At 41.4% G+C, this 23,682-nt stretch carries 27 protein-coding genes and 1 pseudogene; 6 read left to right on the forward strand and 22 right to left on the reverse strand.

Going from position 1 to position 23,682, the window contains the following annotated elements; all coding sequences use genetic code 11:
* Nucleotides 1-153 precede the first annotated feature (153 nt).
* Nucleotides 154-297 (forward strand): YpzI family protein, encoded by a 144-nt coding sequence (locus tag AC0VX7_RS15800; protein WP_084135440.1) that lies wholly within the window; start codon nt 154-156, stop codon nt 295-297.
* Between the two features lie 115 nt (nt 298-412).
* On the opposite strand, the gene fni is transcribed toward AC0VX7_RS15800, so the two are convergent.
* The 9 genes and pseudogenes from fni to prsW all read right to left on the reverse strand — a co-directional run bounded on the left by fni (nt 413) and on the right by prsW (nt 8,483).
* Nucleotides 413-1,471 (reverse strand): type 2 isopentenyl-diphosphate Delta-isomerase, encoded by a 1,059-nt coding sequence (gene fni, locus AC0VX7_RS15805; RefSeq protein WP_475424992.1) that lies wholly within the window; start codon nt 1,469-1,471, stop codon nt 413-415.
* A gap of 12 nt (nt 1,472-1,483) precedes the next feature.
* Nucleotides 1,484-2,623: a 30S ribosomal protein S1 gene (rpsA, locus tag AC0VX7_RS15810; RefSeq protein ID WP_475424993.1), complete on the reverse strand. Its 1,140-nt coding sequence runs from the start codon at nt 2,621-2,623 to the stop codon at nt 1,484-1,486.
* A gap of 154 nt (nt 2,624-2,777) precedes the next feature.
* On the reverse strand, nt 2,778-3,359 hold the full coding sequence (locus AC0VX7_RS15815) for a lysophospholipid acyltransferase family protein (RefSeq protein WP_475424994.1): 582 nt from the start codon (nt 3,357-3,359) through the stop codon (nt 2,778-2,780).
* 2 nt (nt 3,360-3,361) lie between these two features.
* Nucleotides 3,362-4,036: a (d)CMP kinase gene (gene cmk / locus AC0VX7_RS15820; protein ID WP_475424995.1), complete on the reverse strand. Its 675-nt coding sequence runs from the start codon at nt 4,034-4,036 to the stop codon at nt 3,362-3,364.
* Nucleotides 4,037-4,443: 407 nt separating this feature from the next.
* Nucleotides 4,444-4,626, reverse strand: a complete 183-nt coding sequence (locus AC0VX7_RS15825) for a YpfB family protein (RefSeq protein WP_475424996.1) — start codon at nt 4,624-4,626, stop codon at nt 4,444-4,446.
* Nucleotides 4,627-4,688: 62 nt separating this feature from the next.
* Complete coding sequence (locus AC0VX7_RS15830) at nt 4,689-5,348, reverse strand: flagellar brake protein (RefSeq protein ID WP_475424997.1); 660 nt, start codon at nt 5,346-5,348, stop codon at nt 4,689-4,691.
* Nucleotides 5,349-5,555: 207 nt separating this feature from the next.
* Nucleotides 5,556-6,905 (reverse strand): germination protein YpeB, encoded by a 1,350-nt coding sequence (ypeB, locus tag AC0VX7_RS15835; RefSeq protein WP_475424998.1) that lies wholly within the window; start codon nt 6,903-6,905, stop codon nt 5,556-5,558.
* Between the two features lie 12 nt (nt 6,906-6,917).
* Nucleotides 6,918-7,607, reverse strand: a pseudogene (sleB, locus tag AC0VX7_RS15840) (spore cortex-lytic enzyme); the annotation flags it as partial.
* Between the two features lie 204 nt (nt 7,608-7,811).
* Entirely contained in the window at nt 7,812-8,483 is a 672-nt protein-coding gene (prsW, locus tag AC0VX7_RS15845; protein ID WP_475424999.1) for a glutamic-type intramembrane protease PrsW, read from the reverse strand.
* Between the two features lie 102 nt (nt 8,484-8,585).
* Between prsW and AC0VX7_RS15850 the strand changes: the two genes are divergently transcribed.
* Nucleotides 8,586-9,557 carry an asparaginase gene (locus AC0VX7_RS15850; RefSeq protein WP_475425000.1) on the forward strand — a complete coding sequence of 324 codons (972 nt, stop codon included), beginning with the start codon at nt 8,586-8,588 and terminating at the stop codon, nt 9,555-9,557.
* 473 nt (nt 9,558-10,030) lie between these two features.
* Here AC0VX7_RS15850 and AC0VX7_RS15855 read toward each other — a convergent pair whose 3' ends face one another.
* The 7 genes from AC0VX7_RS15855 to AC0VX7_RS15885 all read right to left on the reverse strand — a co-directional run bounded on the left by AC0VX7_RS15855 (nt 10,031) and on the right by AC0VX7_RS15885 (nt 16,263).
* Nucleotides 10,031-10,996, reverse strand: coding sequence for a YpdA family putative bacillithiol disulfide reductase (locus AC0VX7_RS15855; protein WP_475425001.1), 966 nt, complete (start codon nt 10,994-10,996; stop codon nt 10,031-10,033).
* Between the two features lie 118 nt (nt 10,997-11,114).
* Nucleotides 11,115-12,392 (reverse strand): Glu/Leu/Phe/Val family dehydrogenase, encoded by a 1,278-nt coding sequence (locus AC0VX7_RS15860; protein ID WP_214906772.1) that lies wholly within the window; start codon nt 12,390-12,392, stop codon nt 11,115-11,117.
* A gap of 353 nt (nt 12,393-12,745) precedes the next feature.
* Nucleotides 12,746-13,330 (reverse strand): genetic competence negative regulator, encoded by a 585-nt coding sequence (locus AC0VX7_RS15865; RefSeq protein WP_475425002.1) that lies wholly within the window; start codon nt 13,328-13,330, stop codon nt 12,746-12,748.
* Between the two features lie 65 nt (nt 13,331-13,395).
* Nucleotides 13,396-14,307: a MerR family transcriptional regulator gene (locus AC0VX7_RS15870; RefSeq protein WP_475425003.1), complete on the reverse strand. Its 912-nt coding sequence runs from the start codon at nt 14,305-14,307 to the stop codon at nt 13,396-13,398.
* Between the two features lie 64 nt (nt 14,308-14,371).
* Nucleotides 14,372-15,154: a metallophosphoesterase gene (locus AC0VX7_RS15875; RefSeq protein WP_475428176.1), complete on the reverse strand. Its 783-nt coding sequence runs from the start codon at nt 15,152-15,154 to the stop codon at nt 14,372-14,374.
* 29 nt (nt 15,155-15,183) lie between these two features.
* Nucleotides 15,184-15,570 (reverse strand): hypothetical protein, encoded by a 387-nt coding sequence (locus tag AC0VX7_RS15880; RefSeq protein ID WP_475425004.1) that lies wholly within the window; start codon nt 15,568-15,570, stop codon nt 15,184-15,186.
* Between the two features lie 60 nt (nt 15,571-15,630).
* Nucleotides 15,631-16,263 carry a CBS domain-containing protein gene (locus AC0VX7_RS15885; protein ID WP_475425005.1) on the reverse strand — a complete coding sequence of 211 codons (633 nt, stop codon included), beginning with the start codon at nt 16,261-16,263 and terminating at the stop codon, nt 15,631-15,633.
* Between the two features lie 142 nt (nt 16,264-16,405).
* Here AC0VX7_RS15885 and AC0VX7_RS15890 point away from each other — a divergent pair, with 142 nt between their 5' ends.
* From AC0VX7_RS15890 to AC0VX7_RS15900, 3 genes are read left to right on the forward strand one after another with little or no spacing between them, the layout of a single operon-like run.
* Nucleotides 16,406-16,636: a spore coat associated protein CotJA gene (locus tag AC0VX7_RS15890; RefSeq protein WP_023627506.1), complete on the forward strand. Its 231-nt coding sequence runs from the start codon at nt 16,406-16,408 to the stop codon at nt 16,634-16,636.
* Nucleotides 16,633-16,893 carry a spore coat protein CotJB gene (locus AC0VX7_RS15895; RefSeq protein ID WP_215028878.1) on the forward strand — a complete coding sequence of 87 codons (261 nt, stop codon included), beginning with the start codon at nt 16,633-16,635 and terminating at the stop codon, nt 16,891-16,893. The genes AC0VX7_RS15890 and AC0VX7_RS15895 overlap by 4 nt, the downstream gene beginning before the upstream one ends.
* Nucleotides 16,894-16,918: 25 nt before the next feature.
* Complete coding sequence (locus AC0VX7_RS15900) at nt 16,919-17,488, forward strand: manganese catalase family protein (protein ID WP_215028881.1); 570 nt, start codon at nt 16,919-16,921, stop codon at nt 17,486-17,488.
* A gap of 30 nt (nt 17,489-17,518) precedes the next feature.
* On the opposite strand, the gene AC0VX7_RS15905 is transcribed toward AC0VX7_RS15900, so the two are convergent.
* The 5 genes from AC0VX7_RS15905 to AC0VX7_RS15925 form a co-directional block, all read right to left on the reverse strand.
* Nucleotides 17,519-17,977 carry a YpbF family protein gene (locus AC0VX7_RS15905; protein WP_215028883.1) on the reverse strand — a complete coding sequence of 153 codons (459 nt, stop codon included), beginning with the start codon at nt 17,975-17,977 and terminating at the stop codon, nt 17,519-17,521.
* 383 nt (nt 17,978-18,360) lie between these two features.
* Nucleotides 18,361-19,086, reverse strand: coding sequence for a LysM peptidoglycan-binding domain-containing protein (locus AC0VX7_RS15910; RefSeq protein ID WP_475425006.1), 726 nt, complete (start codon nt 19,084-19,086; stop codon nt 18,361-18,363).
* Entirely contained in the window at nt 19,079-19,681 is a 603-nt protein-coding gene (locus AC0VX7_RS15915) for a lysostaphin resistance A-like protein (protein ID WP_475425007.1), read from the reverse strand. Before AC0VX7_RS15915 ends, AC0VX7_RS15910 begins: the two co-directional genes overlap by 8 nt.
* Nucleotides 19,681-21,180: a RecQ family ATP-dependent DNA helicase gene (locus tag AC0VX7_RS15920; RefSeq protein ID WP_475425008.1), complete on the reverse strand. Its 1,500-nt coding sequence runs from the start codon at nt 21,178-21,180 to the stop codon at nt 19,681-19,683. The genes AC0VX7_RS15915 and AC0VX7_RS15920 overlap by 1 nt, the downstream gene beginning before the upstream one ends.
* A complete protein-coding gene (locus AC0VX7_RS15925) occupies nt 21,171-22,232 on the reverse strand; it encodes a YpbB family protein (RefSeq protein ID WP_475425009.1) in 1,062 nt (353 codons plus the stop codon). The genes AC0VX7_RS15920 and AC0VX7_RS15925 overlap by 10 nt, the downstream gene beginning before the upstream one ends.
* Nucleotides 22,233-22,509: 277 nt before the next feature.
* Here AC0VX7_RS15925 and AC0VX7_RS15930 point away from each other — a divergent pair, with 277 nt between their 5' ends.
* The gene (locus AC0VX7_RS15930) at nt 22,510-22,758 is read left to right on the forward strand and encodes a ferredoxin (protein WP_023627496.1); all 249 of its coding nucleotides are present in this window, start codon (nt 22,510-22,512) and stop codon (nt 22,756-22,758) included.
* Between the two features lie 202 nt (nt 22,759-22,960).
* Here AC0VX7_RS15930 and AC0VX7_RS15935 read toward each other — a convergent pair whose 3' ends face one another.
* Nucleotides 22,961-23,542, reverse strand: a complete 582-nt coding sequence (locus AC0VX7_RS15935) for an ECF transporter S component (RefSeq protein ID WP_475425010.1) — start codon at nt 23,540-23,542, stop codon at nt 22,961-22,963.
* Between the last annotated feature and the right edge of the window lie 140 nt (nt 23,543-23,682).

Consider the following 23,682-nt stretch of genomic DNA (forward strand, 5'->3'; position numbering starts at 1 on the left):
TTTCACCTGTTCCATGTTAAGAAAAGCAGTATATTTATTACAGCTGGAAAACTGTTCTAGATTAATGGACAAATGGACAAATCACAGGAATAGGTCTGTTTATCCGGACAAATCTCTGTAAGGCTTTTATTTTAATGACCAGGAGGTAATGATATGGGCAAAGACAGACAGGAAAAGAAACTTAAGAAGAGCGGACGAGTGGAGTCTGACCGTGACCAGGCACTGCACTACCCAGGAGCAGCCAAAATGCAGAGCCCTGAAGAAGCTCGTTCCTTAAATGACGGCAAGTATAGCTAAAAACGCGACCGATGGACAGGTTATGACCTGCTGACCATTATGTTACGTTATAATCAACCAACACGCAGAAGGGCCCCCTGCAAAAGCAAGGGGCCCTTCTGTATTTATTCTTAGATTAATTTTTTTTCCTTCTTGCAAAAGCCTTCGTATCAATACCTCTTTGTTCAAGCCAGTGATGCGTATCTCCTGATATGACCATAGGCACGTTTTTTAGTTCCTCAATCGTATGTACACCTAGTGCTGTCATAATGACAATAATTTCATCTTTTAACAGATGGATTTCCTTGATTAGATCTTCTGTTCCATTTTCCATCAAGGTCTTTAGCAAGTAGCCAGCCATTGCGGCACCATCAGCACCTAATGCAAGCGCTTTAACAATATCAAGGCTAGTCTGTATTCCTCCTGAAGCGATAACGGAAAGTTCTGGTGATGTGGATTTTGTTTCAATTATGGAGGCCGCAGTCGGAATTCCCCAATCCTCGAAAAACGTCAACAAACGGTTCCTCCGCTTATTTTCAATTTCCGCAAAATTGGTACCTCCAAATCCCCCAACATCAACATAGCGTATTCCTGAAGAAAAAAGTCTAGCTGCTGTCTCGGCACTTATGCCAAAACCAACTTCTTTCACGATTACTGGAATTCCCACACTCTGTTGGATTTCAATAATCCTCGTTAACGCACCGTCAAAGTTTCTGTCTCCCTCAGGCATGGTCAATTCCTGTACTACATTCAAATGAATTTGCAGTGCATCTGCCTGGAGCATATCGATTGCGGCTTTTGCCTGCCCGACAGTTGCCTCACTGCCCAGATTGGCAAGGATAATACCGTCAGGGTGCATTTCCCTGACTACTTCATAACTTCTTCGTTCGTCCGGATCCTTCAGTGCAGCCATTTGCGATCCAACTGCAATCGCAGATCCTGTCTCTCTTGCCGCTACAGCCAATTCACGGTTGATGCGGTAAGTTCTCTCCCCGCCGCCGCCTGTCATTGCATTTATAAAAATTGGCGAACTTAAAGAAAGTTCGCCAATTTTAGTTTCAAATTTTACTGAATCAAGATTTGATCCAGGCAAGCTTTGGTTTACAAACTTAATATCGTCAAAACCGGTTATCCGCTTCTGTCCTGTTTCGAGGGCATATTGTATATGGTCCCATTTACGTTTTGATCTTGACACTATTTATCACCATTACTGTTTAAGATTCTTTAGCTTGTCTCCGATCATATCACCTAAGCTGAAACCTTTTGTTTCTTCAGGAAGTTCATAGTCAAAAGCTTCATTACCTTCTCTTTCCTCGAACTCCTTCATGCTAAGTGATAGTCTTTGGTCTTGCTTGTTTACGTCAAGCACCTTTACTTTTACAGTCTGCCCTTCTTGAAGGACTTCATGCGGTGTGCCGATATGCTTATGAGAAATTTGCGAAATATGGACAAGTCCTTCAACCCCAGGGAATACTTCGACAAATGCACCATAAGAAACTAGACGTTTCACAGTGCCTTCTAGAGTGCTGCCCTTAGGAGCTTTCTCATCAATGTCTGCCCATGGTCCAGGCAGTGTTTCTTTGATTGAAAGCGATATACGCTCATTGTCACGATCAACGCTCAATACTTTAACTTGAACCTGCTGGCCTTCCTGAACAACATCAGATGGCTTTTCAACATGCTCATGAGACAGCTGTGAAATATGGACAAGACCATCAACTCCACCGATATCCACAAACGCACCAAAGTCGGTGATTCTTTGTACTGTACCCTCAATAACCTGTCCCGACTGGATGGCCGCAAGCAAGTCCTGTTTCTTCTTGCCTTGCTCTTCTTCCACGACAGCTCGGTGTGAAAGGATCAGGCGGTTCTTCTCCTGGTCAAGCTCTACGATTTTGAAGCTGAGCGTTTTCCCTTTGTAATCAGAGAAATCTTCCACAAAGTGGGATTCCACAAGAGATGCCGGAACAAAGCCGCGTACGCCAAGGTCAACTACCAGACCGCCCTTAACGACATCTTTTACTTCTGCCTCGAAAACTTCTTCACTTTCAAACTTGCCTTTAAGTTCTTCCCAGGCTTTCTCAGCATCTACTTTTCTCTTTGAGAGAATTAAAGCTTCTTCCTCAACTTTTTGAACTTCGAGCTCCAACTCATCCCCGACAGATACTGCATCTTCAGCTTTTTCAACATGAAGGCTTGAGAGTTCACTAATCGGGATGATGCCATCGAGCTTGCTTCCTTCGATATCTACTAAAACTTGCTTTTCTTCCACTTTCGTTACCTGGCCTTTGACACGGTCGCCAGCCTCAAAGTTTTTTACCTCGATTTGATTCATATCTTCTGACATATGTACTCCTCCTTAATCCATGACTGCTGCAAATATATGCTTTATGGCGAAAAGCCACTTAAAAAACACATTAATTAGTCACTAAGTGAAAATTCTAAAAATATCTCTTCTTAATAACTTCTTACAAACAGACATTTTTGTCAAGCAAGAAACATTACTTATATTTGTTAATAAGTTCTTGGATTTCACTCATGATCAAGTCAGTTGCCTGTTCTGCATTTAACTTTTTTTCCTTGATTGATACCATATCGATAGGCTTTCCATATACCACCTTCAATTTCTTGAATGCTTTGTATGGACCGATGATTGCGCATGGAACGACATGAGCATCAGAGCGGAGCGCAAAGAAGCCTGCTCCTGCAAGTCCCTTACCCATTTCACCTGTCTTGCTTCTTGTTCCCTCTGGAAACAATCCTAAAACCTTTCCATCCTTTAAAATTCCGAGGCCTTTCCTTAAAGCTTCCCTGTCACTCATACCTCTTTTGACAGGGAAAGCATTTAGGTGTGGAACAATTTTCCCAAGTAAAGGGACAGCGAAAAGCTCTTCCTTCGCCATGAAATGGACGGGACGGGGTGCAGTAATCCCGACTACCGGGGGATCTAGATTATCAATATGATTGGCACATAACAACACGCCGCCATCAGCAGGCATATTTTCTCTGCCAATCACCTCAATCCGATAAATTGGTTTTAATACTGTATTTACTAAAGACCTTGCAAACGAATAAACCGTCAATTTCACCCGATCCTTTCAAGCGCCAAACCCATGATTTTGTCTACCACATCTGTAATCGACAAAGATGTTGTATCAATTTCAATTGCATCATCTGCCTTTTTCAAAGGGGCTACTTCCCGCTCCGAATCAATCTTGTCACGCGCGGCAATTTCTTCTTTCAGCTTTTCCAGATCAGATGGGAATCCTTTCTGGATATTTTCTGCATGTCGGCGCTGTGCCCTTTCCTCAACACTTGCAAGTAAAAATACCTTCACCTCGGCATTCGGCAATACATGAGTGCCGATATCCCTTCCATCCATCACCACGCCGCCATCAACTGCAAACTGCTGCTGGCGTTTGACCATCTCTTTTCTGACAAGTTCATGCACAGCTACATATGATACTTGATTGGTAACTCCCGCACTCCTAATCTCATTGGTGACCTCGATCCCATCAAGCAAAACCTTTTGGCCTGATTCTCCAGGCATTAGCTCGATTGATGTATTGTTTAAGATCTCAATCAACTCTGCTTCGTTGTCCAGGCTGGCTCCTTTGTTCAAGGCCTTGTATGTAAGTGCTCTGTACATCGCACCTGTATCGATGTAAATATAAGTCAGTTTTTCGGCTGCAATTTTGGCAACCGTACTTTTTCCTGCTGCTGCAGGACCGTCTATGGCAATTGAAATTCGTCTACTCATATTTCCTCCTGGTACACTCCTTGTTGTTACTAGATATACTCTTATATTTTAACACAAAAATCTTTTAATCCTCGTCATTCAACACTTTTTTTAAGGCACTTTTCAAAACTTGTCTTGTACCCCTATCAAGAGGAATATTCCAGGCTTTTGATATTTTAAAAACTCCTTTTTTAAAAAGGCTGTTTTTCGTAAAAATTGTTGTTAAAATCCAAAAGCCGATTTTAACGTGATAAAAGGCTATTTTGTAGGTCGATATTAAGTGTGCAAGCTCTTTTCTCATAATAACTTTTAATTTTGTGAAGAAAACATAGGTCATTCAATCCTATTTTGTAGTCAATAGCAACAAAGTTTGCTAAAAGAGCCTAAAAAAAGCCTTAACATAAAAAGTAAGCAGGCTTAGCACCTGCTTACTCTTTGCTCCTGAATGAATTCAGGACTTCTGAATGATTATTGTCCGTAACACCCTCGTATTGAGTAATTTGTTTAAGTTCAGGAAAAGCATTGAATTCATGGAAAAATACTTGGGCAATAACCAAGAAAATAAATTGAATGATAGCGATCTTGATTAAGATTCTTTCAAGTGTTTTCATCTTTAATGCTCCTGTAAAAACTTTTATTCTAGTATTGGAGCATTTCCAGGTTTTTATTCCTTTTAGACAGGAAGCCCTTTTTTCTTCATTTCAAGTTGTCTTTCGAAGCAGAACCTTAGAAGCACCTGCCTGTCGGTGCCCGATGATTCAAAAAATTGAACAGAAGCTTTGTTCATATGTCCTTGTCCATCGATGATCCGGACAACCTTACCACGGAACTTCCTGTATTCAAATTCTCCATTTTGCATTGGAAGGACAAACCAGCAATCAATCTCCATCCCCTGCTTCAAACTGCTGTTTTTATCAATCAGCAATGCAGCCCCTCCTGCACTGACATCATCAGTAACTGTTGTAAACGGCGCAAATTCTCCCTTGCCAGAGTAAACAGCAACATCTACAGAGGTTTCCACCCGGACAAATTGCCTTCTCTGAATCTTGATAAGGCGCTCCCTTCCCGGATATGAAAGAATCACCATCGGAATGTTAAGTTTGATTCTTCCTTTAACCTCAGTGTCAAAATAATAATGAGAACCTGATTCGGTTACAAAATTAGCTTTCAAAGGTGTACCCTCAAGCAAGAACACTGTTCTGTTAGTATTCAAATTTACAGGATAATCAATATACAGATCGTTTCCTTTACGCTCAACCAGTTTACACTTATATTGTTCAAAACTGTCGGAATACTTATGTTCAAGGATTATGTTATCACCGATTTTTATCATAGCTAATCCACTTCCCCACTTCTGTCTATGCTGTTTTTAATTTTTGTTTTATTTGTAAACTGTTCTCTATATATAATTTCATATTTATTATGACACGTCGGGCTAAGCTGGTGCAATAGTCCTTTAATGGATTATTTTTACAAAAACCATATTAACAAATGTGTTTTTGCCTTTATATAAAAAAAAGGGAAAGCGCTTGGCTTCCCCTTAAACGACGTCTTCATATACTTGTTCAGCGTTATGAAGTTTTTCTACTTTTTCTTCTGTACCGTCTTCCGCATTGATATAAATCCTGAAGGTATCATTGCCGAGAACTCCGGTGAATTCATAGCATAACACCTCTTCATTAAGATCGTTCAGGATTATTGCTTTTTTCTCATCCATTACTTTGAGGTTTGGATTGACTTTCTTTTTTGCTTCTTCTATTTCAATACCTGCTTGCGGGATTTCTCTTGCTTTATGGGATTTCAAATAATCCTCAGCTGAGAAGCCGATCACATCACCGTTATCCAATGCAACCTTCATGTTGATTGCATCTGGATAAACCCTTACGCCGTCCTGGTTCCCTACGAATGTAAAAACTCCAATGTTGTCATATTGAGCGCTTTCGAAGAGATCAAGGTTTTCAAAATTGTGATCCTTTAAAAAGGCAATTGCCTTATTAGAAGCGTCATTGAGACTAAGCTTTTGATTCTTCACATCCCGATCCAGCAGAAACCAGATTGGATAGCCGCCCTTTTTGGTTATATCCATACTCGCTTCCAGATTTGTTTCAGGATTTTGGATCGATACACTGAAAAAACCATAATCCGACCCTTTGCCGCTTTCGGTTACTTTTACTTTTCCCCCTTTTTTGACCGGGGTATATTCTTTGGTAATCTGGACCGCTTTTTCTTTTGATATCTTTTCGCCAGGCAGCTTTTTAAAGTTTTCATCCTTTTTCTGAAGATTGATTTGTGCTGGCCCGAAATCTGTTTCCGTATAGCCTTCTACTGTTTTTTCAACAGTCTTGAACCCATCAATGATGGTATTGTCAGTTTGTCCCTTTTCAGTCGCAAGGGCTAGCTCTACATCCATCCAGCGAAGATTATTTTCCAGTACCATATGCTGGACTTGCCTTAAATCCTGCTGAATTTCACCTGATTGCTCATAAAGGGTCTTTAGCGTCGAATATTCTTTTTCTGTTAATGGTTCTTTATCCAGATCACGAATCGCTGCTTTATAACTAAAATTCCCTATATTCGCTAAAAACTCTTCCGTTTTATTGAAAGGCAAAAGTGTCAATGGAAGCTGACCGACATCATTATGGGCCTGTGAAGTGATCTTCCATACTTCCGCAAGTTGAGGCGATAATGAACTTCTTGAGTTCATCGCAAGTGTTGTACCAATTTTATCGTTCAGTAAATCAATTTGATATGTCAAGTCATGAAAGGCCCTTTGATAATTGTTTTCCGCATTGATCAGTACTGCTGTTTTTTCCCTGTGCTCTTGATAACCCCAGAATGCTGTTCCGGCAATTCCTACAACCAGGACTGCTATGGCTATTCCTCTTAGCAATTCAACTCACCCCTATTTACAAAAAATATGTTTTCCAATCTTTTTGATTTGCGGTCGTGACCAAATCCAGGCGCTGGTTGCTGTATCGGGATTAAAATAGTACATAGCATTGCCAGTAGGATCCCAGCCATTGATGGCATCAAGGACAGCTTTTTTTGCAGTCTCATTTGGCGTTAGCCAGATTTGGCCATCAGCCACTGCTGTAAATGCCCTCGGTTCGAATATTACCCCTGATATTGTATTCGGGAATGTGGCACTGTCTAGACGGTTCAAGATTACCGCCGCAACTGCTACCTGTCCGGTATACGGTTCACCCCTGGCTTCTCCATAGACCGCATTAGCCATAAGCTGAATATCATTCTGCGAGAACCCATTTGGTGTATTTGTTGCAGCTGCTGGTTTTGGTGCGGACTGGGTTTGAGTGCCACCACCTGCTGTGCCCCCGCCTGTTTTTTCGCCGCCCCAGGCAATTTTCGCATTTGGCGTCGCCTTCGCAAGCTTAAGTTTTGTTTTCCATCCTGCAACTCCATCGATTTCCAGACCGAACTCGTATTGGAAATTTCTTAGAGCCCAATAGGTTCCCCATCCGAATACTCCGTCGATTTTGCCATTATAAAAACCAATGTGCTTAAGACGTGACTGGAGTTCAATTACATCCTCTCCTGTCGAACCCTGCTGCAGCACCTGGCTCGTAAAGGCCTCAGCCCTTTGATCCACCTCGCTAAATTGTACAAAAGAGATGATCAAAGCCAACGCGGCCATCACCTTCAAGATAGACCGATAATTCTTCATTGAATGCAACCCCCAAAGATGTGAACTTAAAAGATTGCTTTTATTTTTTGTTAAGAGTTGACTTTTATTCCACAAAACAAAAAAACCCTCCATTTTTTAAGAATGAAGAGTTTTTCAGATTGGAAATTGCTTCTCAATATGCTGCAGAGTCAATGTTCTCGCTTTTTTAACTTTTCGCAGACCAAGCCACCAAAGGAATATCATAAATGGAACTATCAACACGAGCCAGTCTTCCCTGGTCATCAGGATGAAATCATACATCCCGTGCAGAAGGACAGGCACTGTTAACGAAAGCATGATCCACTTCTTTTGCACCACCGGTGAAAACTTCGCCTTACCTATATAGTAACCCATTATGACTCCAAAGAGAGCATGGCTCGAAACAGGCAACAGCGCCCTGCCAAGTGCGTCCTGAAGACCATTGGCGAGCAGATAAAAAATATTTTCAGCCGATGCGAAGCCCAGGGACACAGCCACACTGTAGATGACTCCATCATAAGGTTCATCAAAGGAAATATGCTGAAAAATCGTGTAATAAAGGATAAACCATTTAAAGAATTCTTCTAAAAGGCCAACCGTCCCGAATGCTTTTATGAAGTCATCCTGGAACAATCCCTCGGCAGAGAGTACATATTGAATGAACATAAGCGGAAATACAAGCAATGCACCGAATATAAACATTTTAAACACCAGGGATAGCGGCTCTGACCCATATTGGTCCCTTAAATAAAAATAACTTAACAGCGCAAGACCCGGAGCTACCCCGGCAGTAACTATTCCCAGCATATGCTGTCCTCTTTTCAATTTGTTTTTTTAATCGTATCATGTAATTAGAAGAAAGAAAATGGATTATTATTCTTTCTCACTGGTCTTTCGGAGGTAATAGTTTTGAAGAAGAATATTTTATTGATTCATACTGGCGGTACCATTTCCATGAGCGAGGATACAAGTGGAGCAGTAAAACCAGGGACGAATAACCCTTTGACACAGGGAACCGATCATTTATCCAGTTTGGCTGACCTTGTTGTTGAAGAGCCCTTCAATTTGCCCTCTCCACATATTACACCCAAAGAGATGATGGAGTTAAAATACATCCTGGAGGATTATGATAAAAAGGGCAACATTGACGGAGCCGTAATCACCCATGGAACAGATACACTTGAAGAGACAGCATATTTCCTGGACCTCACCTGCCTGGCCAGCTTCCCGGTCGTCGTTACTGGCGCCATGCGGTCAAGCAATGAAATCGGATCTGATGGACTCTATAATTTAATTTCGTCCATAAGCGTTGCTTCCAGCCCAGATGCAAAGGGTAAGGGTGTCCTTGTTGTCCTTAATGACGAGATCCATACGGCAGTGAACGTCACCAAAACTCATACTAGCAATATCTCAACCTTTCAAAGCCCGCAATACGGCCCGATTGGCATTGTGACAAAAAGGGGTGTTCTTTTCCACCACACTCCAACTAAACATGAAAACTATCCTGTTCAGGACATCAAAAAGAAAGTGTCACTGATAAAAGCGCACGCGGGAATGGACTCATCCCTACTCAAAGCGTTACTCGAATTAAAAGTTGACGGAGTGGTGATCGAAGCTCTTGGACAAGGCAATCTCCCACCCGCAGCGCTTGAGGGTGTAAAAGACTTCATTAAAAACAATATTCCTGTCGTCATTGTTTCCAGGAGCTTTGCCGGCATTGTCCAGGATGTTTATGGCTATGAAGGCGGAGGCAAGCACCTGAAGGAATTGGGCGTCATCTTCTCAAACGGCCTGAATGGACAGAAAGCAAGGATCAAACTCCTAGTTGCCATTGCTAAAACGGACAAAATTGATGAAATTGCTGAGATGTTCATGTTTTAAAATGAAGCAACCAAGATAAGATATGAAAAACGAGGTGCATGTATGCAGCATCGCTTATTCTTTTGATCAGGTAATGTTCCCTTATGAAAAGGAGTAATGCTGCATAAGGGTGTGATTAGATCCTAAATGTACCCTTATGTGAAGTCTAAACGCTGCATAAGGGTACGATTTGACACTAAATGTACCCTTATGTGAAGTCTAAACGCTGGATAAGGGTACGATTTGACACTAAATGTACCCTTATGTGAAGCCTAAACGCTGCATAAGGGTATGATTTGACACTAAATGCACCCTTATGTGAAACCAAAACGCTGCATAAGGGTACGATTTGACACTAAATGTATCCTTATGTGAAACCAAAACGCTGCATAAGGGTACGATTAGCTTCCAGTAGTGCCATCTATATAAACAAAACGGTGCCATATTGAATTCAGGCACCGTTTTTTTTGTTCATTCCACCTTTTTTATTCATTCTAAAGTCTTCTTGATATTGCTTCTGCAATTTGTCCGCCATGGAAGCGTCCATTTTCGATGAATATTTCGTTTGCATTATTCCCGGCAGCAATGACTCCTGCAATAAATATTCCTGATACATTCGTTTCCATTGTCTCAGGGTTAAAATACGGCCGACCTGTATCTGCCTCAATTTTCACACCCATTTTCTCAAGAAAGGCGTGGTCCGGCCGGTATCCAGTCATCGCGAATACATGGTCATTTTTCAATTTCACTATTTTCCCTTCATGTTCATAAACAATGAAGTCTTCAGTGATTTCTTTGACATCTGCACTAAATACCATATCAACAACGCCCGATTTAACTAGTGCCTCGAATTCTGGCAGCACCCACGGTTTGATGCTTGGCGAATATTCTGCTCCACGATATAGAACTGTCACTCGCGCCCCCGCCTTCTCTAGCTCTATCGCAGCATCCACGCTTGAGTTTTTTCCGCCAATGACTGCAACATCCATGTCAAAGAAAGGATGTGCCTCCTTGAAGTAGTGTGAGACCTTTTCAAGCTCTTCGCCCGGGATACCCATGAAATTAGGATTATCATAATAACCGGTGGCGATGACGATATTTTCCGAGGTGTATACCTGTTTATCGGTTTTCACCTCGAAGACGGACTCTTGTCTTTTTATTATTTCTTTTACCCTTTCATATTTGTTGATTCTAAGCTTTTCCCGCTTGACGACTTCCCGGTAATAAACCAGCGCCTGATTACGCTTTGGTTTAAGGTTCTCGGTTATGAAGGGTACATCGCCAATGGCAAGCTTTTCACTGCTGCTAAAAAAAGTCTGGTGGGTTGGATAATTATAAATCGCATTCACTATATTTCCTTTTTCGATGATAAGCGGATTCAAGCCCTTATTCTTCAAAGCAATTGCGGCAGCAAGACCACATGGGCCTCCCCCGACAATAATGACATCTTCCTTATTCATGTAGCAAAATCACTCCTTATGGATCTATATAAACCTGATTAAGGATATAAAAAAATCTCCCATCATTAAATGATAGGAGATTTCATCATAAGATTCAATGAAGAACCCTTTTCTAACGTTAAATCCAGCCTCTGAAACGGCTCGCTTCAGCCATTTTGCGGACACCGACCATATAAGCAGCAAGTCGCATGTCTACTCTGCGTGTCTGGGCTGTATCATAGATGCTGTCAAAGGATTTCACCATGACCTTTTCAAGCTTGTCTTCGACTTCTTCTTCCGTCCAATAATACCCCTGGTTGTTCTGTACCCATTCAAAGTAAGAAACGGTTACTCCACCAGCGGAGGCAAGGACGTCCGGCACAAGCAGGATGCCGCGCTCGGTAAGGATTTCTGTTGCTTCCAGCGTTGTTGGCCCGTTTGCAGCCTCAACGACGATACTAGCCCTGATATTGTGGGCATTTTCTTCGGTAATCTGATTTTCTATCGCAGCTGGAACAAGAATATCACAATCAAGTTCCAACAATTCTTTATTTGTAATTGTATTATTGAATAGTTTAGTTACTGTCCCAAAGCTGTCACGACGATCTAGCAGGTAATCGACGTCGAGTCCGTCTGGGTCATGCAGCGCCCCGTATGCATCTGAAATACCGATGATCTTCGCACCAGCATCATGCATGAACTTGGCCAAGTAGCTTCCGGCATTTCCAAATCCTTGGACAACCACTCTTGCGCCTTCAAGTTCGATTCCCTTTTTCTTTGCAGCTTCGCGGATACAAATCGTAACCCCTTTTGCTGTTGCTGATTCACGACCATGTGAACCACCGAGTACCAGCGGCTTGCCTGTAATGAATCCTGGAGAGTTAAATTCATCTATACGGCTATATTCATCCATCATCCAAGCCATAATCTGCGAGTTCGTGAAAACATCAGGTGCCGGGATGTCTTTTGTTGGTCCTACGATCTGGCTGATCGCACGGACATATCCTCGGCTCAATCTTTCCAGTTCCCTGAACGACATGTCGCGAGGATCACAAACTATCCCGCCTTTTCCGCCGCCGTACGGCAGATCGACAATGCCACATTTCAAGCTCATCCAGATTGATAAGGCTTTTACCTCTTTCTCCGTTACGTTTGGATGGAAACGTATTCCTCCCTTTGTTGGACCCACTGCATCATTGTGCTGCGCCCGGTAGCCAGTAAAGACTTTAACAGATCCGTCATCCATTCTGACAGGAATTTTCACTGTCATCATCCTGAGCGGCTCCTTTAAAAGCTCAAAAACCTCATCAGGGTATCCGAGTTTTTCCAAAGCCTTGTGAATAACAGTTTGTGTAGATCGTAAGACGTCATGTTTGTCTTCTTTATTTGGATTTTCATTACCGTTTGCGGCTACCATTGATAAACCTCCTAAATCACTTTTGCGGATGTTGTCTGCTTTCATGGATTAGTATACACCTTTGGTTATTTTATGCAAGAAGAAAAAAACAGTTTTCCGCATTTTTTGATTATTAAATGAAAACGCTACCATTCAAGCCCTTATTATTATTGACTTGATAATAAATTGACTGAATAATAAGACATTCTTAGGTGACAAGACTGTATTCTAAGGGTCAGATTCGAAGATAACTCAATAAAATTTCTCTAAAAATCCTACCTTAGCAATCAGGCATATTTTTGCCTAAAAGACCTAATTCCAATAGCCCCCGTACAACACAATATCTTCCATAAAAAAAAGCCGAAGCCCATCCATTATTTCATAAAATAATGGACAAGGCTTTCGACTGCACGTTCTTCCATAATCTCGTTCCCATATTCGAGCAGTCTGTGGATGCTCAATATTGATGGAACTCCGTATTCTGCCATTAATGACACTGTCTTATTGGTCTCATCAGGCAATATTCCATTCATGAGCAAATAATAATGGTCATTCATAAAATGCAGGCTGCCTCCGGCAATTCCGGAGTCCAAGAGTCTTTTTGCCAGCTGGATCACGTCCTCGACACTTTCGAATTCAAACAAAATGTCTTCGCTTCCATCGACCGTGACCTGCATTTCTATAATCCCATCATCAAACTGCTCCTCATCTTCATCCTGTTCGATCATTGTGACGATCATGACCATCCCCTGGGCATGCAATGAAAAAATTTCCACTGCAACTGAACCGATGATATCCAAATCGAATTCTTCGCTGGCTTCCTCGAGCATATCGTGAAAAAGCTGATGCCACTTTAACGAATCCTTCCATATATCCTCTTTGGTCAATCCCCGGTCGGATAAATCATCTATCGTAATGAATATCTTAATTTTATTGTTGGTTAATCGTTCCAAGCGCATATTCATGCCCCCTGCCATCAACAAAGCTCTTATTTTAGTTTATGAAAATATCGCAGGTTGGTGAGTTATTTAAATTGATCAATGCGCTTTTTTAACCATTTTTCCCATTCCGCTCTTGTCATGCCTACAATGTTCTCTTGATATTCTTCCTGCTGCTCTAACGGCATGGAGTCAATCGCTATACCACCGAGCCCAATGATAAGATCTGGAAAGCTTTTATTAATCTTCTCGGCAAGCTTCAAAGTTGCCTCTCTATTTTCATCAAGAGTGCAGGACAAGAAGAGGAACTTGGGTTTCACCTTTTCCACCACTACCTCAAGATCATTCTCAGCAAGGCTTGTGCCCAGGAAGACTACCTCAAATCCTTTTCGCCTTAGGTACAATGTATAGATTAATAAACCCAGTTCATGTCTTTCTCCAGGCCCGCATACAGCAATTGACTTTGGCAGAAAGGAATTGTGCGGAAATGAATTTGATAATCCATCAATTCTCGAACGTATAAATGACGAAGCAAAATGCTCATGTGCAGTCGTTATACTTCCCTCTTCCCATAAATCGCCCACCTTAATCAAAATCGGGCCCAATAAATCAATAACAGTTTTGTCAATTGTAAATATACTGAAGGCCTGGTTAATCAATTCATGAGCCTTGGAACTATTGAACTCAAGAAGTGCACTCAACAGCTTGTCTCCAATCTCATCTACCATGTCCCTTCTAGGCACTTCAGCCTTTTCTATTGATAAAGCTGAGTTTTCAAGCAAAGACACAGCCTGGCTGATGGTAAAGCCTTGATTTATTTTCGAGATCAGCCACCGCAAAATTTCTACATGCTCATCGGTATATAATCGATGACCGGATTCATTTCTGACAGGGGCAATCATCTGATATCTTCTCTCCCAAGCCCTAAGTGTCCCGGGCTGAATACCAAGCATTTTGGATACTGCTTTAATATTATATTTTCCTGCGCCGTTCCCCATCCTAAAACCTCCGTTATTACCTGTACTACCGATTATAGCCGTGCTGCTGCACCTGTGTAAAACTTCAATCTGCTGTTCTTGAATCCGCAACCAATGTAAGTAGATGGGTCTCAGCTCTGGCCCCAAGTCTAAGAGGCACAGCCGTAGTGCCATATCCATTGCTGGTAAGCAACGTTGCACCATTCTTCATTTTAATACCGCCTAATTCATAAGGACCGAACCCGAATATCCTGATCTGCCCCCCATGTGTATGCCCGCTTAAAACGAGGCTAATATTGTGTTCTGGCTTGAGACTGTTGACGATGGCGGGGTTATGGCTTACAAGAATCCGGAATCCTTCTTCATCCGCATCACGCATTGCCAGATCCAGCCTGCTTTTACCAAGACTTAAATCATCAATGCCTAAAATATACAATACATCCCCAGTACTCGATTCAAATTTCACTGCTGTGTTGTCTAGTACTTTAACACCCAAGTGATACAGAAGTGAGTCCAGTTCATGTGAGTTGAATTCATAATCATTGTTTCCCCAGACGAAGAATACTGGGGCAATCGTTTTTAATTTTTCTATGTTGGCAGACACCCTCTCCAAAGGAACGCCTTTTTCCGCGAGATCGCCTCCAATAACCACAAGGTCGGCCTTTCCTTTCACCTCGTTGATTATTGAATCTTGAATAATCCGCTTATGGATATCTGATATAAAAAAGATTTTGACAGACCCAAAGCTCTCCGGAAATTCCTTCAATCGGATTTCCTGATTCAGCACTCGGTCTGTAAAGGCCTGGCGATACATATATAGTAGAAGGAAGCTGCCGATTAGCAGCATTCCAAGTATAAAATAAATCAAATCCATTTCTGCCTCCCGCAATACTTTATCTAGCTTTCTTTTCTGCCCTCTGGTGAGCTAAATGACATCATACCATAAAGCAAGCAGAAAACGAAAAAAACTGCTGTCTGCCAAGCTCCTAAGGGTGATAGCAGAAAAAATGAGCCTAGACAGGTAATTGCTATGATAATATCAGGTACTAAGTTTTTGTTTCCCTTATATGCACTTATGACAGCAACTCCCCCATCCCTGATTAATCCTCCGATTGCATACATTCCAAATACAAGAGCCACTGCCCCGGCAAGGAACTCAAATGGATTTAAAATAAACTCGCCCAGGAACTCCTCAGATTGAAACGGAAATATAGCTGACAGCGAAAAGACAAACAGGTAACCGCAAAGCAGTCCAATGACCAGCCTAAAAACTTTCCAAAGCATACAAAAACCTCCCATACACAATGTATGAAAGGCCCTTGTCTTTATTTCCGTATAGAAAAATCAAACTTCATGAATATCAAGAATGCGGAATCCTGACTCTTCCAGCTTCTTAACAAACCTGTCAATGTTGTCTTTCTTTTCGACTTTCATGACAATCCTGCGGACGAGCTTATCTGTCTCATCAAAAGTGACCAACGAGATAATATGTTCATGGAACTGGTGAGCAATATCAGCCAGCCTTGCGATACGGCCTTCCGTTTCTACAGAAGTAAACGCAATCCTGACACCCTCTCTATGGACACCAAAAGCACTCTGGAACTGGTCCAGAGCGTCTGAACGGGTTACAGCTCCCTGGAATTTTCCATTCTCATCTATTACCGCCATTAACGGAATATCTTTCAATTTTACTAATGTTGTTTCGAAAACCTCAATGCCATGCAGGATTTGATCCTGTAGAGTCAAAATGTCCTTCGCATATTTGCTTTGCAGAAATTCATCCTTCTGTCCACCGGTATTGAAGAATTCCTGATAAATTCCATGTCTCGTGACGACGCCTACATATTTGTCACCATCCAATACTGGAACTCCATCAATCTCATTACCATCCAACTTTTCTAACACACTTTGCAATGTCTCATCCTGTTGCACAGTAATGCATTTGTACTTCGGTATCATAATACTTTTAACAAACATTCAACTCACCTCAAATTTAAAGTACTGCCATATATATATAATTCTACAGATTTATAAAAATCCCTGCCTGCCAGATAAATTTAACATGAAATGAAATTTTGCTCATAAAATGAAATGAAGTTCATTTAGAGGAGGGCTTAGTTTGTCTACACATAGAAGAGTATGGTATCCGTACGCCAGTCCCTTCGACCCTTGTCCGCCTATTAAGGCAAAAACGTACTCTACACCGCCAAATTTATTCCTGGGCTTCCAGCCGCCCAATCTAGAACAGTTCACTCCAATGCAAGCATTAAGGACAGGGACACTGTGGAAGGTTTTTTATGATCCTTGGTATTCGCCTTATGAAGCTCCAAGGGAGGATGATCACTCATGAAGCAATTGCCAAAGGAATTTTATGCTGCCATGGAAGAACTCCAGGCTGTAGATTTTGTGCTCGTGGAACTTACGCTATACTTAGACACCCATCCTGATGATTATGAAGCTATTAACCAATTCAATCAGTTCGCTAAAGAAAGGCGCCGGCTAAAAAAGGTCGTTGAAAGCATGTATGGACCTCTTCAGCAGTATGGTAACAGCTATTCGGGATATCCGTGGAATTGGAACGATGGCCCTTGGCCATGGCAGCTCTAATCTGAAATAAGGAGGGGTAAGGAACATGTGGCTTTATGAAAAAAAATTGCAATATCCCGTAAAGGTTAGCACCTGTAACCCCATGCTCGCTAAATTCCTGGTGGAGCAGTATGGGGGGGCAGACGGAGAACTAGCAGCCGCACTGCGTTATTTAAACCAGCGCTATACGATTCCTGATAAGGTAATTGGACTGCTTACTGATATCGGAACAGAGGAATTCGCCCATTTGGAAATGATTGCCACGATGATTTACAAATTAACTAAGGACGCGACACCTGAGCAAATGAAGCAGGCAGGACTAGACGCGCACTATGCGAACCATGATAGCGCCCTATTCTATCATAATGCCGCAGGTGTTCCGTGGACCGCTTCCTATATCGCTGCTAAAGGTGACCCGATAGCAGATCTATATGAAGATATCGCTGCGGAGGAAAAAGCAAGAGCCACTTATCAATGGATCATCAATATGAGCGATGACACTGACCTGAATGATGGATTGCGATATCTTAGAGAACGGGAGATCATCCACTCCCAGCGCTTTCGGGAAGCAGTGGAGATTCTCAAAGATGAACAAGGAAAGAAGAGAATATTCTAGAGTAAACTGAAGCATCCGTTTTGGATGCTTCTATTTATTTTCGTGAAACAAGTTGATATCAAACTTTTTCTTCATCATATCAAACACTATATGGCGGTTCTTCCACTCTTCTTCTTTTTTCCATAAATCCTTACTTCGGTCTACTATTTCACAACGAAGCGCCTGGTATTCTTTCTCTGCCTTTTCACGCTTCTCCTTAAACAGGATCATCAACCCGTATGTCCCGACCGTCATGATGAGGAAATATAAATTCGCGGAATTCTGGACATACACAGAAAAAATCTCAGCGAAAGAATAAGAATACGGCTTTAACACCGTAATATAAAGATAGTAGAAATAGACAGATATCAACCCAATCGTCACCCATACCGACATAAGATGCCGGGATTTATACCGGTCAAACTTTTTCTTTCGGTCAATTACATTCTGAAGCATCCTTTTAGTTGCTGGATCCGTTCGATCATCCAGGTTCTCGATTTCCAGTTCCATGGCAAGCCCTCCCCCTTTTTATAAAGCTCTTTTCTCAAACTTTGTTGCTATTGACAACAAAACAGGCTTGAATGACCTATGTTTCTTCACAAAAAATTGAAGCTTATTATGAGAAAAGAGCTTGCACACTTAATACCGTACTATCTTTTTATCACGTTAAAATCGGCTTTAGGATTTTAACAACAATCTTTTCGAAAACAGCCTTTTATAATTTTTATGAACTTGTCCATGGAGTTATGATATTGATCCAAAAATAAGACTGAAAACAAGAAAAAACCGGACCAATTCCATAAATATGGACTGAATCCAGTTTTTTCGCTTAGGTCCTCAAGAAAATCTAAAAGACAGCAAATATTAATAAGCAAGCCTCTTTTTCACTCTGGCTAATTTTTGATGGGTATTTTTAATACTTGTCCTGCCTGAATTTCATTTCCCTGAATGTTGTTTGCTTTTTTGATGATTGGGATGCCTTCCTGGGATTTATAATATGTCATCGCTACTCTGAATAATGTTTCATTCGGTTTGACTGTATGATAAACGATCTTTTCACCGCTTGCGGATTCGGCTTCACCTGTTGGTTGGGTGACTTCTGTGTCTGCTGGCTCATTCTCAGTCTCGGCAGAAGCTGGAACTGTGATTTTTCCACTTTCTTTATCTTCACTGTTACCAGGAGCTTCGGCAGTGTTTTTGTCCCCGCTGCTTGATGGAGCAGGCCCGGCTGCCACAACATCGATTTCCTCTGGATCAGCAATTTCTTCGTAGGATGGGGCCTCTTGGTCTTCTACCTGGTCCACCCCTTTTCCATCATCCCGACTTTCAACATTGATCATTTCCACTCCGGCACGTTCCAGCGACTTATTCAAAGGCATCTTTGCGCCATCCAGGTAAGAGATGATACTGAAAAAAGAGATAGGCAGCAAGATGAAAAACAGAGCCATCAACCTGATGACAGGGTATTTTACTTTGACTTTAGTTTTTTTCTGTTTTTGCCTGTGCATCTCGCTTCTTGGTGGAAGGGATTCCTTTTTTTCAACAGTATGCTCAGATTTGCGTTCTACCCTTTTTCTCAGCCGCTCCGCCTGATCCCTGATAGGTTTTTCCTTATTCACTGTCTGTACCCCCAATTGTTGCTTGAGTCCTGAATTTAATGATCAAACCTAAAATAAAATCAATGATAAAATGCATCACGATGGTTACAACAAGATTATTTGTCATCATATAAATATAGCCAATCAAGAAACTCAATAAAATAATATTAGTAAACAAAAACCAATTAAACAGATAGCGGTAATGAACGACTGCGAAAATCAGGCTAGATATGATTAACCCAGTGTTTGTCTGAATGACTCCCCTAAAAAGGATTTCCTCACTGATTGCTACCATCGCGGCAATCAGCATGATTTGGAATACACTTCTATTTCTAAATATTCTTTCGTTCAAGCCGCCATCGTCGTAGTACGACTTTGGCAGATATTTCATAAGGGTGAAGTCCAAAGCCACGACTGCCAGACCAGCAACTAACCCGATCGATAAAATGTTCCAATCGGCCCAAATAAATAATCCTTTGAATTCAGTCAAGCTATCAAACAATATCATACCTAATATAGTTGAAATCGTTAATAGTAAAATTTGCGTAGCAACTAAGTGGAAAAGCAGTTCTTTTTCAGTAAGTCCTGCCACTGTTTCCCTATATTCATCTTTCATTATATCCGCTCTCTCATCAATAAGATTGAAGCCAATTCCTGCTTCCAGTCCACCACAGTTAGCGATTGTTCACTGAATGGTTCGGTTTCTTTATAATGGTCCATATCTATTCCACAGCTGCTGCAGCAATTCCGTGGCCGTTCCTGCAATTCTTCGCCGAACATTTCCAAAATAACTTTCCTCTTACATTCCTTTGTATGAACCCAACCAAGCATCTTCTTAATTTTCGTATTTTTTACCTTCAAGCGGTTTTCAATCAATTGGAGGAGGCTTTGTTTATCTATCTTATAATCCAACGCTTCTATATTAGACAGGTAATCTTCGACAATCCTCCATTGAATCTCGGTGAAGCCGCATATCATTGATAGATCTTCGGCGCGGTCGGCAAGATCTTTATAAATAATATGGTTATCGATTAAAAATGCAAACAGTCTTTCAATCTGATATTGATCAGGGAGCTCACCTTCAGCGAGCTGATAGGCCAGTTGTTCGTCCCCTAGCGAATATATCAGGATGGCAATTGAATCGCGGCCATCTCTTGCTGCTCTTCCTATTTCCTGAAGGTAGGACTCAATTTGCATAGGCATGTGGAAATGAATCACATATCGGACATTTTCTTTATTAATTCCCATACCAAAAGCGCTGGTAGCACATACAACGTCAAGTTGACCATTGATGAATTGCTGCTGGATGAGGACCCGGCTTTCCGAATCCAGTCCCCCATGATATGCCATGGCATTCTTGATTCCTTTTTCTCTCATATGCGCTGCAGTTTGCTCAGCGACTTTTTTGCTGGAAAAATAGATGATCCCGGGTCCCTTCAAATACTTCACCAACTCAACTGTCCGGTCCAGCTTATCCTGAAAGGTAGATGCAAATTCCAAAGCTAGTGAAATAGCAGGGCGGTCTACAGAATAGACGACCTCAATCCTATCTCTTAAATGGAGCTTTTCGGCAATATCCTTTCGAACTTCCTTTGACGCTGTGGCTGTCAGCGCAAGCGTCAATGGTTGTCCAAGCTTCTCCCTGAATTCTCCAAGCTTGAGGTAGTCCGGCCTAAAATCGTATCCCCATTGAGAGATACAGTGTGCCTCATCTACAACGAACAGGGATACAGACAATTTCTTGATCCGATTCAATACAGATTCAATCCCGAGCATTTCTGGAGATATGAAAATAAACCGAAACCTTTCGAGTTCTTCCAGGGCTTTAGCCTTTTGCTGTGGTGACAAAAAGGAATTCAAGGCAATTACTCTCTTTTCACCCATTGCCATCATTTGCTCTACCTGATCCTGCATTAGTGACAGCAGCGGTGAAACAATCAAGACCGGCCCGTCCACTAGATAGCCCGGAAGTTGGTAGCACAGGGACTTTCCCGTTCCAGTTGGCAACATAGAGATCGTATGTTGCCCTTTTAAAACGGATTCAATCGTTTCTTCCTGACCTGGACGGAACTCCTCGAACTTAAAATACTTTTTTAAATATCTTTTTAACTCCATTCCACATCACCATATTTAGCCAAAACAAGCCTGATTTCAAAATAAGAAGCATCAGCCACTTGTTCCTTGATTTGCTTTAACTTTTTAGCGGAATTCCGCTGTGCTGCTTGAAGAATGCTTTCCCTTTTATTCAGAGAAACATAGTGGTCAATATTGAATTCCTTGATAGAAAGAGCAATTTCCACAACATGATCTTCAATAGTGCTTTGTTTTAGATTGCGGACAGCCGCGATCTCTTCCAAGGTATAACCCTTCTGCATTAATTTATATGTCTTATCTGTCGAAATTGTCAAAGGAACGTTACGCTCTGCCTTCTTGATCAATCCATTAAGTAATGGATAGGCATGTGAATTCTCCAGGACCTTATCAAACATTGCATGCAAGCAATTCAGGAATTCGAAATGATAGTGAGCAGGTTCCAGTCCAATCCATTCGGCAGCCTGCATAGTCGTCAATCCAATTTTCCTGTGCCCTGTCAACCTTATAACAACAAGCTCGGGCTTCGTCTTTTCATTATCCAGTGCAGATGTAAGCTCACCATACAGCCTTTCTGCCAGCTTCCATCGATCTTCATTTTGTTGCTTAATGTATTGTTTTACCCAGGTAAGGGTTTCTCGCTTATTCCTGACAGGTATAAAGGAGCGTTCATGGTTAATCAGATTTGAACTCACCTGTATAAGCAGCGTTAGCCTCTCCCAAAAAGAATCAGTCACCTGGTGATATTTCCAGCCATTTAGATAGTCAGGAAGCCTGTATTCAGATAACTTCTGTTCCAGGGCGGCTTCGCCCTTTCCTGTTAATTTTACCTTCGTATCTGCTATTTCCTCTACCAGCCCTCTATGCTGCAACCGGTTAATCATTTTTTCTAGTCCCTCTCGAGTAACTGAGGGATATGTATGAAAATATGGGGTGATCTTATATAGATGAGCGTCCTGAATCGTCTGAGAGGAACGCTTTCCCTGTAAAAGATGAAATAACGAATAGATGGTTCTTTCACCATTGATTCTTTTCAATATTGACAAAACAACTGTCTCTAAATACGTTATCCCCATAACATCACCTATGAATGAAAAATTAATCAAAGGGCACGATAATATTCGGCGCCCACTATAGCAGAAAAATAATATAACATTATTTTAACATGAAAATATCTAGTAAAATGTTTATTTTCAACGAAAAAACCATTCAATACCTTGTGTGATAAGCATTCTCAATACTTTTTTTATTGAAATGTTGGCGATACAGTTTTACAATAGATATGAGGAATACGTTTTCACTATTTTGGTGAAAACAGCATATTATTGTTAAACACTTGGGAGGAATTATATCATGGCTAAGTACACAATTGTTGACAAAGAAACTTGTATTGCATGCGGAGCTTGCGGTGCTGCTGCTCCAGATATCTACGATTACGACGATGAAGGCATCGCATTCGTAACACTTGATGAAAATGAAGGTATCGTTGAGATTCCTGATGTATTAATTGACGACATGATGGACGCATTCGAAGGCTGCCCAACTGACTCAATCAAAGTTGCAGATGAGCCATTTAACGGAGATGCTACTAAGTTCGAATAAAGAAATACATAATTCCCGCTTATAAGCGGGAATTTTTTTTGTTTATTACAGACTTTTTTATTACATAGTGTGGTGCCACGAACTACAACACTTTCTTAGGTAGCAGCAGTATTCACACGAGGAACCCATAGTTTTTAATCACCTATAAATTCAAAAAAGCAACGGTGCAGGCCGTTGCTTTTGTATAAGATCTCATAAGAGTTTATGCACTTTTGAATGTTTGCTGTCTCTCAATCCATGTTTTCATCCTTGTGAACATCAGCATGAATATGACAGACATCAGTATTCCTTTAACGAAATTGAATGGTAGAATCCCTGCAACAACCATGGCCCGCGCTTCCGGTCCAGACATTGCTGGCATGTTCAAGAACAATGTGTAGGCAGGAAGGAAAACGTAGTAGTTAAGGACACTCATCAGGATAGCCATACTTGCTGTCCCAGCCACTAATGCAAATGTCATTCCTCTATTGGATTTCATCCGTTGATAAATATAGTAAGTTGGCAGAATGAATAATACTCCTGCAACAAAGTTGGCAGCATGGCCTACTGGCACACCCGTATCACTGCCTGTCATGAAATAATCAAGCGTATTCTTTAAGAATTCTACTAAAATACCAGCTACCGGACCAAAAATCAACGCAGCAATCAATGCAGGAATATCGCTGAAATCGACCATTAAAAATTTTGGAAACGGCGGCAGCGGAAAATTCAGCAGCATCAATACATAAGAGATACTGCTCAGCATACCAATTGAAACCATTGCTTTGACACTAATTTTTTTCATATTTCCTCTCTCCTTATAGAGATCCATCTCACATAAAGAAGAAAGGTTCAGCAATCACATACCGTAACAAATAAAACCCTCAAGTTCTATGCTTGAGGGAGTTTTGTGAAGGGCATGCTTAATAAACGTTCAAAACCTGC

This window comes from Mesobacillus sp. QJM3NY_10, from assembly GCF_056173465.1.